This is a genomic window from Pseudochelatococcus lubricantis (genome assembly GCF_011762225.1).
GTDB lineage: Bacteria > Pseudomonadota > Alphaproteobacteria > Rhizobiales > Beijerinckiaceae > Pseudochelatococcus > Pseudochelatococcus lubricantis.
In genome coordinates, this window is record NZ_JAASQI010000001.1 from 793,707 (window position 1) to 807,449 (window position 13,743).

General features: G+C 64.9%; 12 protein-coding genes and 1 tRNA gene. 9 read left to right on the forward strand and 4 right to left on the reverse strand.

What is annotated here, in order from left to right; genetic code table 11:
* Window positions 1-7 precede the first annotated feature (7 nt).
* Complete coding sequence (locus FHS82_RS03390) at window positions 8-238, forward strand: DUF1467 family protein (protein WP_166948671.1); 231 nt, start codon at window positions 8-10, stop codon at window positions 236-238.
* A 67-nt stretch (window positions 239-305) separates the two neighbouring features.
* Here the strand turns inward: FHS82_RS03390 and FHS82_RS03395 are convergent, their stop codons facing one another.
* Window positions 306-518, reverse strand: coding sequence for a hypothetical protein (locus tag FHS82_RS03395; protein WP_166948673.1), 213 nt, complete (start codon window positions 516-518; stop codon window positions 306-308).
* 161 nt (window positions 519-679) lie between these two features.
* Between FHS82_RS03395 and proS the strand changes: the two genes are divergently transcribed.
* The 7 genes from proS to FHS82_RS03430 all read left to right on the forward strand — a co-directional run bounded on the left by proS (window position 680) and on the right by FHS82_RS03430 (window position 9,375).
* Window positions 680-2,002 (forward strand): proline--tRNA ligase, encoded by a 1,323-nt coding sequence (gene proS / locus FHS82_RS03400; RefSeq protein ID WP_166948675.1) that lies wholly within the window; start codon window positions 680-682, stop codon window positions 2,000-2,002.
* A 43-nt stretch (window positions 2,003-2,045) separates the two neighbouring features.
* Window positions 2,046-3,329, forward strand: coding sequence for a lipoprotein-releasing ABC transporter permease subunit (locus FHS82_RS03405; RefSeq protein ID WP_166948982.1), 1,284 nt, complete (start codon window positions 2,046-2,048; stop codon window positions 3,327-3,329).
* A 4-nt stretch (window positions 3,330-3,333) separates the two neighbouring features.
* A complete protein-coding gene (locus FHS82_RS03410) occupies window positions 3,334-4,032 on the forward strand; it encodes an ABC transporter ATP-binding protein (protein ID WP_166948677.1) in 699 nt (232 codons plus the stop codon).
* A gap of 345 nt (window positions 4,033-4,377) precedes the next feature.
* Window positions 4,378-5,301 (forward strand): MurR/RpiR family transcriptional regulator, encoded by a 924-nt coding sequence (locus FHS82_RS03415; protein ID WP_166948679.1) that lies wholly within the window; start codon window positions 4,378-4,380, stop codon window positions 5,299-5,301.
* Window positions 5,301-6,353, forward strand: coding sequence for an ABC transporter ATP-binding protein (locus FHS82_RS03420; protein ID WP_166948681.1), 1,053 nt, complete (start codon window positions 5,301-5,303; stop codon window positions 6,351-6,353). The genes FHS82_RS03415 and FHS82_RS03420 overlap by 1 nt, the downstream gene beginning before the upstream one ends.
* Window positions 6,354-6,570: 217 nt before the next feature.
* Window positions 6,571-7,587: an extracellular solute-binding protein gene (locus tag FHS82_RS03425; RefSeq protein WP_166948984.1), complete on the forward strand. Its 1,017-nt coding sequence runs from the start codon at window positions 6,571-6,573 to the stop codon at window positions 7,585-7,587.
* Between the two features lie 54 nt (window positions 7,588-7,641).
* Entirely contained in the window at window positions 7,642-9,375 is a 1,734-nt protein-coding gene (locus FHS82_RS03430) for an ABC transporter permease (protein WP_166948683.1), read from the forward strand.
* A 260-nt stretch (window positions 9,376-9,635) separates the two neighbouring features.
* Here the strand turns inward: FHS82_RS03430 and FHS82_RS03435 are convergent.
* The 3 genes from FHS82_RS03435 to FHS82_RS03445 all read right to left on the reverse strand — a co-directional run bounded on the left by FHS82_RS03435 (window position 9,636) and on the right by FHS82_RS03445 (window position 12,013).
* Window positions 9,636-9,709, reverse strand: a tRNA-Gln gene (locus FHS82_RS03435).
* Window positions 9,710-9,881: 172 nt separating this feature from the next.
* Window positions 9,882-10,946, reverse strand: coding sequence for an aldose epimerase family protein (locus tag FHS82_RS03440; RefSeq protein WP_166948685.1), 1,065 nt, complete (start codon window positions 10,944-10,946; stop codon window positions 9,882-9,884).
* 626 nt (window positions 10,947-11,572) lie between these two features.
* On the reverse strand, window positions 11,573-12,013 hold the full coding sequence (locus tag FHS82_RS03445; RefSeq protein WP_166948688.1) for a VOC family protein: 441 nt from the start codon (window positions 12,011-12,013) through the stop codon (window positions 11,573-11,575).
* Window positions 12,014-12,188: 175 nt separating this feature from the next.
* On the opposite strand from FHS82_RS03445, the gene FHS82_RS03450 reads away from it, so the two are divergent.
* A complete protein-coding gene (locus FHS82_RS03450) occupies window positions 12,189-13,625 on the forward strand; it encodes a cation diffusion facilitator family transporter (RefSeq protein WP_166948690.1) in 1,437 nt (478 codons plus the stop codon).
* The last annotated feature ends 118 nt before the right edge of the window (window positions 13,626-13,743 follow it).

Consider the following 13,743-nt stretch of genomic DNA (forward strand, 5'->3'; position numbering starts at 1 on the left):
GGCGGCCATGGACAGCGTCGTGGGCATGCTCGCCCTCTACTTCATCATCTGGTGGATCACGCTGTTCGCCATTCTGCCGCTGGGCGTGCGCAGCCAGTGGGAGGACGAGGTGGTGCCGGGCACGGAGCCCGGCGCGCCGCAGCGCCCCAAGATGTGGCGCAAGGCGCTGATCACGACGGTCGTCGCCGCGGTGATTTTTGCCTTCATCCAGATGCTGATCCACACTGTCACGTTGTGACGGAGGGTTGCGCGCAAGTGTCGCGCGAGCGGGGGCGGTTTCGGTGAGCGGTGCCAGATGGAAGCTGCTATAAGAAAAAAGCAAGGCCGGAGCCTTGCTTGGAAAGTGAAAGCCAAATTCTCAACCCGCCGCAACGCATATGGCCACCTTGTTTTGTGGCATTGGCCGCGCCCGACTGACTTCCTCCCGAGACTTGGACCGCTGCATCGGCGCCGCCTTCGCGGATATCCGATCGCCAGCCGGCGCCATTCATACGACATTCGTCGTAGATTGTCATCATCTTGCTTTTCCTGAATCTGACATGCGCGCAGCCGCCGCGCTCGCTCCGCGGAATGGGCGCGGGCGGTGGAAACCGGTGTGCAGGATGCGCGACAGATGCTATTCCCCTATGAAGGGTTATCATCCGATTCCATCGCGTCCGTCTTGCCATTCAGGGTTCCCATGCGCCTCAGCCGTTATTTCCTCCCCAACCTCCGCGAAACCCCCAAGGAAGCGGAGATCGTCTCGCACCGGTTGATGCTTCGCGCCGGGATGATCCGGCAGCAGTCGGCGGGCATCTATGCGTGGCTGCCGCTCGGGCTGCGGGTACTGAAGAAGATCACGGCGATCATCCGTGAGGAGCAGGAGAGGGCGGGGGCGCAGGAAATCCTGATGCCGACGATCCAGTCGGCCGATCTGTGGCGCGAATCGGGTCGCTACGACGCCTATGGCAAGGAGATGCTGCGCATCCGCGACCGCCACGACCGCGAGATGCTCTACGGCCCCACCAACGAGGAGATGGTCACGGATATCGTGCGCTCCTTCGTCCGCTCGTACAAGGACCTGCCGCTCAACCTCTATCACATTCAGTGGAAGTTCCGCGACGAGATCAGGCCGCGCTTCGGCACCATGCGCTCGCGCGAGTTCCTGATGAAGGACGCCTATTCTTTCGATATCGACGCGGCCGGCGCCCGCCACTCGTACAATAAGATGTTCGTCGCCTACCTGCGCACTTTCGCGCGGATGGGGCTCAAGGCCATTCCGATGCAGGCCGACACCGGGCCGATCGGCGGCGATCTCAGCCACGAGTTCATCATTCTCGCCTCGACCGGCGAGAGCGAGGTGTTCTGCCACCGGGATTTCCTCGACTTTTCCGTGCCGCCCGCCGATACCGACTTCGACAACGCGGAGGGTCTGCAAGCCCTTTTCGACCGTTGGACGGCGCTCTATGCGGCGACGTCCGAAAAGCACGATCCGGCGACGTTCGACGCCATTTCGACCGGCAAGCAGGTGTCGGCGCGCGGCATCGAGGTGGGGCACATCTTCTATTTCGGCACCAAGTATTCCGCGCCGTTGAAGGCGACGGTGACGGGGCCGGACGGGCAGGAGCATACGCTGCACATGGGCTCCTACGGCATCGGCCCCTCGCGCCTCGTCGCGGCGATCGTCGAGGCGAGCCACGATGATGCCGGGATCGTATGGCCGGATGCTGTCGCGCCGTTCCATGTCAGCCTGCTCAACCTGAAGGTGGGCGATCAGGCGACGGATGCCGCCTCGCTGCGGCTGGAGAAGGCGCTCGCGACACGGGGCTTCGACGTGCTCTACGACGACCGGGACGAGCGCCCGGGGGCGAAGTTCGCCACCGCAGACCTGATCGGTTCGCCGTGGCAGGTGCTGGTCGGGCCGAAGTCGCTGGCCGAGGGCAAGGTCGAGGTCAAGCGCCGCGCGACGGGCGAGCGCGAGTTGCTCTCCGTCGAGGATGCCGTGGAGCGAATCGCTTCGTGAGCACGGCAGGGCACGGGCGGGCGCGGCGGAGGACGTGACGACGATGGCGAAGGGCTATTCAAACGATCCCGGCGCGACGAAGCCCTTCGCGCCCTTCGAGTGGCTGCTGGCGTGGCGCTACCTGCGGGCGCGTCGGCGCGAGGGGTTCATCTCCATCATCGCCGGCTTTTCCTTTGCCGGGGTCATGCTCGGCGTGGCGACACTGATCGTCGTCATGTCGGTGATGAACGGCTTCCGGGCGGAACTGCTGAACAAGATCATCGGCGTCAACGGCCATATCTTCATCACCCCCATCGATTCGCCGCTGCGCGACTATGCGGAGGTGTCGCAGCGCGTCGCGGCGGCGCCGGGCGTCGTGCGCGCCGTGCCGATGGTCGAGGGGCAGGCGCTCGCCTCCTCACCCTATAACGCGGGCGGCGTGCTGGTGCGCGGCGTGCGCGAGCAGGACCTCGCCGCGACCCCCTTCGTCGCCGACACCATCCGCGAGGGTACGCTCGCCGGTTTCGACGAGAAGGGCGGGGTGGCGATCGGCCGGCGCCTCGCCGAGCAGTTGAGCCTGCGGGCGGGCGACACGCTGACCGTCGTCTCGCCGAAGGGTGCGGCGACGCCGTTCGGCACCGCGCCGCGCATCAAGTCGTATCCCATCGTCGCCATCTTCGAAATCGGCATGTCGGAATTCGACGCCGCCTTCGTCTACATGCCGCTTGAGGAAGCGCAGAACTACTTCAACCGCGACGGGGACGTAAGTGTCATCGAGGTGTACCTGAAGGACGCCGATCGGGTGGACGAGGCGCGAGCGGTGATCGACCAGGTGGCCGGGCGGCAGATCATGATGACGGACTGGCGCCAGCGCAACCGCACGTTCTTTTCCGCGCTGGAGGTGGAGCGCAACGTGATGTTCCTGATCCTGCTGCTGATCGTGCTCGTTGCGGCGCTCAACATTGTATCCGGCCTGATCATGCTGGTGAAGGACAAGAGCGCGGACATCGCCATCCTGCGTACCATGGGCGCAACGCGCGGCGCCATCATGCGGGTGTTCCTGATCACCGGCGCTTCCATCGGCATTTCCGGCACGGTGGCGGGCTTCCTGCTGGGGCTCGTGATCACGCTGAACGTGGAAACGATCCGCTCGTTCCTGTCGTCGCTGACCGGCACCGACCTGTTTTCCGCCGAAATCTACTTCCTGAGCCGCCTGCCGGCGGTCATCGAGCCCGGCGAGGTGGCGACCGTGGTGTTCACCGCAATCGTGCTGTCGCTGCTGGCAACGCTCTATCCGAGCTGGCGGGCGGCGCGCCTCGATCCCGTTGAAGCCCTGCGTTACGGTTGACAACATGAGCCAGACGAACGTGCCGCCGACGCCCGCCCTGTTCCTGTCGCAGGTGCGGCGCCATTACCGGCAAGGGCAGGGCATGCTGGAGATCCTGCGCGGCATCGATGTCGCCGTGTGGCCCGGCGAGATCGTGGCGCTGGTGGCGCCGTCGGGCTCCGGAAAATCGACGCTGCTGCATTGTGCCGGCTTGCTGGAGCGGCCTGACGCGGGCGAGGTTTATATCGGCGCCCAGCCGACGGTCGGGCTCGACGACGCGGGGCGCACGCGCCTGCGGCGGCTGGAGATAGGCTTCGTCTACCAGTTCCACCATCTGCTGCCCGAATTCTCCGCCATCGAGAACGTCTGCCTGCCGCAGCTCATCCGCGGCCTCGACAGCCGTATGGCCAAACAGCGGGCGGCGGAATTGCTATCGTTTCTCGGGCTTGCGGAGCGTCTCGATCACCGCCCGGCGGAGCTGTCCGGCGGCGAGCAGCAGCGCGTGGCGATCGCCCGTGCCGTGGCCAACGCGCCACGGCTGTTGCTGGCGGACGAGCCGACCGGCAACCTCGACCCCAAGACCGCCGACCATGTCTTCGCGACGCTGGTGGCGCTGGTGCGCGCCTCGCGGCTCGGCGCGCTGATCGCCACCCACAACCTCGACCTCGCTGCCCGCATGGACCGCCGGATCACCATCCGCGACGGCCTCGCCGTGCCGATATAGACGAAGCGCCGGCGACTTCACAGATATGGCGAGCGTCGGCAGCATGTCCGTGGTCACTGCATCAGTTGCGATATAAGCTGCCTGATTGAAACGCCGGATGATGCCGTGCGGAGTGTGCCCGTCGAGGCAACGCAAGTGTAAGGTGCACCGGAGCGTGGGGATCACGCCCATGACTCAGCCGATCCTGGGTGGCGGAGCCGCCGATGAGCACCTGCGGCAGATGGCGGGAGAGGACTGCGGAGTCCCCTCCTTCAATCTTCCATATGGGATCGCGTAGCATTTACTTTCCGACAGGATGAATGTAACAGGCACTACGGAAAGAACGGTCACCGCATAAGGACGCAGATGTCTGCAGGTCACAGTGGGGCACGGGGTAAAAAGCGCGATGTGTTCAGCGATCGCTTCGCGCGCCGTTGTGAGGAGCTTTCACCGTCCTTCAAACGGGTCGCGGCCTTTATCGACGCCAATCGGCTGACGGTGCTGACCTCCTCCGCCGTCGATCTCGCGCGGGAGATCGGAACGTCGGACGCGACTGTGATCCGTGCCGTCCAGGCCTTGGGCTTCGACGGGCTGCACGATCTGAGGAGCGAGATCGCCGCATCTTATGGCAAGCGCAACGCGCCCGTGGACAATCTGCGGCGCACGCTGGCCGAGGCGTCGGAAAGTGTCGAGGCCGCGCTGGATACGGTTCTCGAAGTCTTCGCCACGGGGCTGGATGCCCTGGGCAAGCCCGCGTTTCGCGGGAATGTGCTGGCAGCATTGGACATCCTGCATACGGCGGAACGCATTGTGCTCTTCGGTATCGGGCCGACGGCCCATATCGCTGCCTATTTCGCGGCGCGGTTGCGGCGAAAGGGGAAGAAGCAGGCCGTGCTCGACCGGACGGGGGCGGAGCTTGCCGACCAGCTTCTCGACCTCGCGCACGGCGATGCCCTGCTGATGCTGGCCTACGGCAAGCCTTATCCCGAAGCCGAAGTCGCGCTCGCCGAGGCGCGTCGGCTGCGGATGCGCGTGGTTCTCGTCTCCGACTCGGAGGACACGGAACTCGCCCGGCGGGCCGACGTTGTGCTGGCGGTTCCGCGTGGGCAGAGCGAGCGAATGGCGCTGCACGGCGTGACCGTTTTGTGTCTGGAAATGCTCCTGCTCGGTCTGGCAACATCGGACTCGCAAAAAGCCGTGTCCACGCTGGGGGAGCTTGAGCGCCTGCGCAAGGCCACACGCTCCCGAAAACTATCGACCCACCCAGGAAAACTTCCGGACGAAAAATGATGAACACCCGGCAGACGATAAGCGATCGTCATCTCGAACTTGAAGGAATATCGCGCCGCTTCGGGAATGTGCAGGCGCTCGACGGCGTTTCCCTCGCGGTTGAACGTGGCGCCGTCGTCTGCCTCGTCGGGCACTCGGGTTGCGGCAAATCATCCCTGTTGCGCATTATCGCCGGGATAGACTGGCCGGATGGGGGCCGTGTGCTGCTCGACGGCAGGGAGATTTCCGGTCCCGCAGGCCACGTGGAGCCCGAAGATCGCAACATCGGGTTCATGTTTCAGGACTATGCGCTGTTTCCACATCTGAATGTCACGGATAACATCCTGTTCGGCCTGAAGCGGGTCGGCCGGCGCGCGGCGCGCGAGCGATGCGATGAAATCATCGGCCGGCTGGGTTTGAACCGCCTCGCGACACGTTTCCCACACATGCTGTCCGGCGGAGAGCAGCAGAGGGTAGCGCTTGCCCGCGCCCTCGCGCCACAACCGGAAATCATGCTGATGGACGAGCCGTTCTCCAACCTCGACCGGGAATTGCGCAACGACATCCGGACGGAGACCATCGAACTTCTGCAGGAGCTGGGCACCACCGTCATCATGGTCACGCACGATCCGGAAGAGGCGCTTTCCGCGGGGGACATGGTCGTCCTCATGCGGGGTGGCAGGATTATCCAGTCCGGCGCGGGCGCGGAACTCTACGAACGTCCGTCGTGCCCGTATGCCGCGGAATTCTTCTGCTCCTTCAACAAGGTGCGGACTGCGTGCCGGAGCGGATATGCGGAAACGCCTCTCGGCAGGTTTGCGGCTCCCGGCTTTGCCGACGGCGCGCAGGCGACCGTCTACATCCGCCCACAGTGCCTGCGCGTGAACGGCGACGGCCACGGGGTGGAGTGCACGGTCGTGGATTGCGCGCTGATCGGCGAAATCGAGCAAATGCACATCGCCGTAGCAGCGTTGGCCGAGCCCCTGAGAATTCGTTCCACGGACCGCAGCCGCTTGCGCAAGGGCGATACGGCGCATGTTTCCGTATCACCCGAACAGGTTCTTGTTTTCTGAATCGCCGTAGCGGGCCGAAAATCTCTTATCGGCACAATAACCTGACTGCAATCCGAAGGACTGATTCAACGCAGGCGATGCGTTAGGCGAAGTAGCACTTTACTGCTACAGCTTTATGCTGTTTCTCCAGCCTTCAATCGGGTCGATTGACCTAGATTGTAATCATAACAATTCTACATAAACGCGCACAGAGATGGAGTCAAGCATGAAGACGCATATGACACTGAGAAACATGCTGGCGGGTTCGCTTTTAGCGGTCGTCGCCGGCACGTCCGGGGCCATGGCTGCGGAACTCAACCTCTACACGACCCGTGAGCCGGGCCTGATCCAGCCGCTGCTCGATGCGTTCACCAAATCGACGGACATCAAGGTCAATACGATCTTCCTGAAGGATGGCCTTGCCGAGCGTGTCGCGTCGGAAGGCGACAAATCGCCGGCGGATCTGCTCATGACGGTTGACGCGGGCAATCTTGTCGATCTCGTGGAAAAGGGGCTGACGCAGAGCGTCCAGTCGGACGTGCTGACCGGCAGCATTCCTGCTTCGCTGCGCGATGCGAACGGCAACTGGTTCGCGCTGTCGCTGCGCGCCCGTGCGCTCTATGCGGCAAAGGATCTGGACCTTAAGGAAATCACCTACGAGCAGCTCGCCGATCCGGCCTGGAAGGGCAAGATCTGTATCCGTTCCGGGCAGCATCCCTACAACGTCGCGCTGGTCGGCTCCTACATCGCCCACCATGGCGAGGAGGCGGCCGAGAAGTGGCTCACGGGCTTGAAGGCGAACCTCGCCCGGAAGGCCGGCGGCGGCGACCGGGAAGTCGCGCGCGACATCATGGGCGGGCTGTGCGACATCGGCGTGGCCAATTCGTACTACGTCGGCCTGATGCGCAGCGGCAAGGGCGGGCCCGAGCAGGAGCAATGGGCGAAGGCGATCAAGATGGTTCTGCCCGTCTTCGAAGCTGGCGGGACGCAGGTGAACATCACGGGCGCCGCTGTCGCGCGCCATGCGCCGAACAAGGCCGAAGCCGTGAAGCTGCTGGAATATCTCGTGTCCGATGAGGCGCAGAAGATCTACGCCGAGGCAAACTTCGAATATCCCGTCAACGCCAAGGCGACGGTTTCCCCGCTGATCGCAGAATATGGCGTGCTGAAGCCCGACACGGTCGACCTCGCCAAGGGCGTGAGCTTCCGCAAGAAGGCCAGCGAACTCGCTGAAAAAGTCGGCTTCGACAACTGACCCACGCTTGTTGCGTCTGCCGGCCTTTAAGGCCGGCAGCCGTCCCTGCCGATCATGTCCGCGACGATTTCCAATCCCATGAGAACTGTTTCGCGGCGTCTTCTCGGGCTGAGATGGCGCCTTCCGGCTTTCGCCATTGCCGCTTTCGTCTGCCTTCCGGTTGCCGCGCTGACCCTGACTGCATTCGAGGGCAGCGTAGGGCTGTGGCCACATATGATCCGGTATGTGCTGCCAGCGGCGCTCCGTGACACGCTGGTCCTGCTGGTCGGCGTCGGCGTGCTGACCACGCTGATCGGCACGACCACCGCATGGATCGTGACAGCCTACGATTTTCCCGGCCGGCGGTTTCTCGAATGGGGCCTGCTGCTGCCGCTGGCGGTGCCCACCTACATCATCGCCTACGCCTATCTCGACATCATGCATCCGGTCGGCTCCGTGCAGGGCGTATTGCGCTATCTGCTCGGCTACTCCAGCCCTCGCGAGTTCCGCCTTCCCGACATCAGGTCGATGGGGGGCTGCATTCTGCTTCTGGGCCTCGTGCTCTATCCCTATGTCTATCTGACCACGCGCTCGATGTTCCTGACGCAGGCGGCCAGCCTGGTCGAAGTGTCGCGCACGCTCGGCAGCCGCCGCCGCGATGTATTCTGGCGGGTGGCCTTGCCGCTTGCACGCCCCGCCATCGCCGTCGGCGTCAGCCTGGCGCTGATGGAAACGTTGAACGACATCGGTGCTTCCGAGTTCCTCGGCGTCAAGACACTGACCGTCTCGGTCTATACCACCTGGATCAGCCGCTCCGACATGCCGGGCGCCGCGCAGATCTCCCTTGCGATGCTCTTCCTGGTGGTGGGGCTCGTGCTCATCGAGCGCCATGCGCGCCGCAACCAGCGCTATACGGCGGCCGCCCAGCGGCCGCGCGCGATGGGCACTTTCCGGTTGACCGGATATCGGGCGGCGGGTGCGTTCGCCGTCTGCATCGTGCCTGTTGCACTCGGCTTTGTCGTGCCCGCGGTCTATCTGGGTGTGGAGGCCTACAAGCGCTACCGCTTCGCGGGGCTTTCGGAACGGCTGCTGGGAGAGGTGGTCAACACTGTCACTGTCGCCACGGCGGCGACAGCCATCGTGCTGCTCTGCGGCCTCGTCGTCGCTTACGCGGCGCGCACCTATCCGGGGCGCGCGACTGCGACGGCGGCGCGGATATCCACGCTCGGCTACGCCATTCCGGGAACCGTCCTCGCGCTTGGCCTTCTCATGCCGATTGGCGCGCTCGACCGCATGCTTGCGACCGGCGCGGAGCGAATTTTCGGGGTATCGATCGGCCTCCTGCTGCTCGGTTCCGGCACGGCGATCGTTCTGGCCTACAGCGCCCGCTTCATGGCCATCGCGACGGGCGGTATCGAGGCCGGCTTCAGCCGCATCTCGCCGTCTCTGGACCACGCCGCCCGCATGTTGGGCCAGACGTCGTCCGGCGTATTCCGCAAGGTGCATCTGCCGCTATCGAAGCCGGCGCTCGTTTCCGCGGGGCTGCTGGCTTTTGTAGACTGCATGAAGGAACTGCCGGCAACGCTGCTGCTGCGCCCGCTGAATTTCGAGACGCTGGCAACGCATCTTTACGGCGAGGCGGCGCGGGGCACCTATGAGGAAGCGTCGATCGCCGCGCTGCTGATCGTCGTGATCGGCATATTGCCCGTCGCCGTGCTCTCTCGCGTCGGGCGGGGCGACCGGCCGGAAGTTGTCGGCGACCGCGGACAGGCCGCCGCCGGCAGGGAGGTCTCGAATGCCGGGGAATGATCACCTGCGGCGGCATCCCCGGTCGTCGAGAACCTGTCGTGCGGCAAGGGCCATCCCGCGTTCAGCCTGACCGTTCCAGCAGGGAGTTGCGGCCGGGCGCCAGGCGTTGCTATAGCCCTCGCGAATCAAGTGATGCCGGAGCCCGCCTTCCCGGAGCGCGTGAGGTAACCCTTCGTCTGCCGTTCAAGCGTGACGTCGACAGTAACCACCCGCGTGGCGAGCAGTCAAAAAACAAGGTTTTGAGAGAGTTTAGCGAGAATTGGCTGGGGAACCTGGATTCGAACCAGGACTGACGGAGTCAGAGTCCGCAGTTCTACCGTTAAACTATTCCCCAGCAAGGGATCGCTCTGTTGTAGAGACACTTCCGAGCGGAGTGTCCGGGAACGAGGTCCCATCGAGCGGCGCTGAATGTGTCGCCCGATGGCGAATTACTTAGACGCGCCCGCATCGTCCGTCAAGCGGGTCCGCGAAAATTATCCACCGGCAGGATGCCGTGCCGCTGGTCGTCATTTGCGCGTGAAGCGGTATTCGGTGACCTGGCGGTATATGTCGCCAGGGCGCAGCACCGGGTCGGGAAAATTCGGCCGGTTGATGGCGTCGGGGAAGTTCTGCGCCTCAAGGCAGATGCCGGCGCCGGGGCCGTAGTGGACGCCGTCTAGGCCGGGCACCGGCACGTTCAGCTTGCCGCCGTCATAGACCTGCAGGCCGGGTTCGGTGGTCCACACGTCGAGCCACAGGTTGTTGACGAGCGACGACAGCACCGCGGCATGCGCGAGTTCGGGGGCTTTGCCTGCCGTTGCGTCCGGGTCGGCGGGCTCCACCCTGTCGCGCCGCAGCACGAAGTTGATGTCGTAGTGGACGGGCGCGCCGGTAAGCGCATCCGGAAAGCGGATGCTGCGGTTGGCGCGGAAGTCGTTCGGCGTGCCGTTGACGGGGAGAATCTCGCCCGTGGGGATGAGATCGGCGTCCGTCGGTGTGAAGAAATCGGCGTCTATACTCAGGCGGTGATTGAAGATCGACGCGCCGCCATCGAGGTTGAAATAGGAATGGTGGGCGAGGCTGACGGGCGTCGGCCGGTCCGTGGTGGCTGATAGCTCCACACGCAAAATGCCGGGATCGCGCAGGCGATAGGTGCAGACGGCGCGCACGGCGCCGGGAAACCCGTTGTCGCCGTCCGGGGAGTCGAGCGTCAGCGTCACGCCCGATTCGTCGTGGTCCGCCAGTGTCCACAGCTTGTTGCCGAAGCCATTGCCGCCGTGCAGCGTATGCTGTCCCGCCTGATTGCGCGTGAGATCGTAGGTCCGGCCGTCAAGGGTGAAGCGCCCGCCGGCGATCCGGTTGGCGACGCGCCCGGCGATGGCGCCCATATGCGGGGAATGGGCGACGTAGTCCCTGATCGTGTTCAGCCCTAGCACGACGCGCTGCCAGTGCCCGTCGCCTAGGTGCACCTTGAGGTCGCGGACGACCGCACCCCAGGTGATGACTTTTGCCTCGATGCCGGACCCGGGCGCGCGGATGCCGATCTCGTCGACACGCCGCCCCTCGATTTCCCCGAACGCGCCTGTGGTCATCGTTTCTCCCTGTTATTGTCTGCGGCCGCGCACCCGCGCGGCCCGAAGTGTTGTGGTTGTTGTGAGCCGGATGGCGAAAACGGGTTCCGCCGCGTCTCCGGTCGTCCGGAGCAGCGGCGTCGCCGCTTTATCTCCTTGTTGATGCACCGGATTTATCCGGAAAAACGGCATTCCTTTGCCGGTTTGATGCTCTATGGATGATTCGTCTGTTCAATGGTATCCACGCTGCGGCATCGCGCATGAGGAAGGGAATCGCGGCGTTACCGGGCAGGGGGTGGAGTTTCACTTCTACTGGAAGAAAATCCAGTCATTGCAGGAGGAACGCATCTATGAGGCAGGCAAGCAAGGGGCACGGGCGCACCGGCACGGAAACGGCGATGCCGCCGGAGGGAAGGCGCAAGGGCCCGGGGAGATTTCTGTCGGCGCTTGTCATCGGGGTTCTCATGGTGGCTCTTGCCGCCTGTGCCGCCCAGCGGCCAGTGAGAAGCGCGCGGGGAGGCATCGGCAAACCCCCGCCGGAACGGGCGCCCGTGGAATACACCCAATCCCGGTCGGGACCTCTCATCACACCGGATACCGATCCGTTCGCCATTGATTGAGGTCAAACGAATCTGCTCCCTGCACGCTTACCAGGTGCCGATATTGGGCAGGCTCGTCCACGGCTCCTGCGGCGGCAGGGGCTGACCCTCCTGCAGGATCTCGATGGAGATGCCTTCGGGAGAGCGGATGAAGGCCATGCGGCCGTCGCGCGGGGGGCGGTTGATGACGACGCCGGCCTTCGCGAGCCTGTCGCAGAACGCATAGATGTCGTCGACGCGATAGGCGAGGTGACCGAAGTTCCTGCCGCCCGTGTATTCCTCCGGGTCCCAGTTCCAGGTCAGCTCGATCTCCGGCGCGCCCCACTCGCGCGCGGTTTCGAGATCGGCCGGCGCGGCGAGGAACACCAGCGTGTAGCGGCCGGCCTCGTTCTGCGTACGGCGTGTTTCCACGAGGCCAAACTTGTTGACGTAGAAATCGAGCGCGGCGTCGAGATCGCGCACCCGGACCATGGTGTGAACGTAGCGCATGAGCGCATCCCTCTCCTGTGTTATCGCCACTTGACTCGCCGCCGTTGATAGAGCGACCTGCACCCGGGCAATGTTACGCGCGGGCCTGCGGCTTTCCGCCCGCGCGATGCTGCAACGGCGGCAATGAGCCAACAGGTTTCGATCCACGATGTCAAATGCAGGATGGAGATGATCGATGCATGCTGCGAATGACGGCCATGCTGTAGATGACGCTAACCGACGCAAGGAACGTGTCGCGCTGGTTTCGATATTCGTCAGCGCGCTACTGACCATTGCCAAGGCGATCGGCGGCTTCTCCACCGGGTCGCTGGCGCTGCTGTCGGACGCGGCCAACAGCCTGCTCGACGTCGGCGCCACGACGTTGACGTGGCTCGCCGTGAGGGAGGCGCACAAGCCTGCCGACGACAAGCACCACTTCGGCCACGGCAAGTTCGAGTCGATGTCGGCACTCGCCGAGACGGCATTCCTGTTCCTGCTGTCGGGTGTTGTCGCGGTGGAGGGCGTGCGGCGCCTGTCGAGCGGTTCCGACGCGGTGGAGCCGAACTGGATGGCGGCGTTCATCCTCATCGGTGCCATTCTCGTCGACGGGTGGCGCTGGTGGATGCTGAAGCGCGTGGCGCGCGAGACGGGCAGCGAGGCGCTGGAGGCGGATGCGCTGCACTTCTCGTCCGACCTCGTGAATTCCATCTTCGTGCTGATCGCGCTGGGCCTGGCGGCGATCGGCTATCAGGCGGCGGATGCGCTGATCGCCATCGGCGTTTCCGCGTATATCGCCATCGCCGGTTTCGGGCTGGCGCGCCGCACCATCGCCAATCTGCTGGATACGGCGCCCCCCGGCATGGCGGAGCGCGTGCGCGAGATCGTGCAGACGGTGCCGGGCGTCGTCGCCGTGGCGCAGGTGCGCGTGCGCCCGGCCGGCTCCGGTGTGCTGGGCGAGGTGGCGGTCGACGTGTCGCGCACGCTGCCTCTGGAGCGTGTGAAGGCCATCCGCGAGCGGGTGACGCAGGCGCTCGCCGCCGAACTGGAGCGCGCGGAGTTCACCGTGACGGCGAACCCCGTCCAGCTCGGCTCCGAGACGGTGCAGGAGCGCGTCAACCTGATCGCGCACAGAAACCGCGCGCCCGTGCATCATGTGACGGTGCAGAACGTCAGCGGCAGGCTGTCGATCAGCCTCGATCTTGAGATCGACGGCCGGACGTCGCTCGGCGAAGCCCACGCGGCGGCGACCCGGCTTGAGAACGCGCTGCGCGAGGAATTCGGCGCCGAAACCGAGGTCGAGACCCATATCGAGCCGCTGGAGAGCGACCCGCTGGACGGGCAGGACGCGCCGCCCGCCGTCGCCGCGCGGATCGCCGATATCCTGCGGGCCAGCGCTGCCGCCACCGATTCCATTCACGATATCCATCATGTGCGCGTGCGCGAAACGCCCTGCGGGCTGGTGGTGAATTATCATTGCTGCGCGCCGCCGGCGCTCGACATCGCCGCCGTCCACGCGCAGGTCGACATTCTGGAGCGGCTGCTGAGGCAGGAGCTGCCGGAGGTGGCGCGCGTCGTTGGCCACGCGGAGCCGGAACAGGCCGACAGGAGGCTCGCCCGCACCGGAACATCCTGAGCAAGGAACTGCCTGCCTATACTTGACTTGCATACCGGCCCGGAGTGGAATGCAAGGGCGTTGCATGCGCAGCGGTTCGGCGGGCCCATTCCCGCCCGGTGGCGGGTGGACGGGGGGC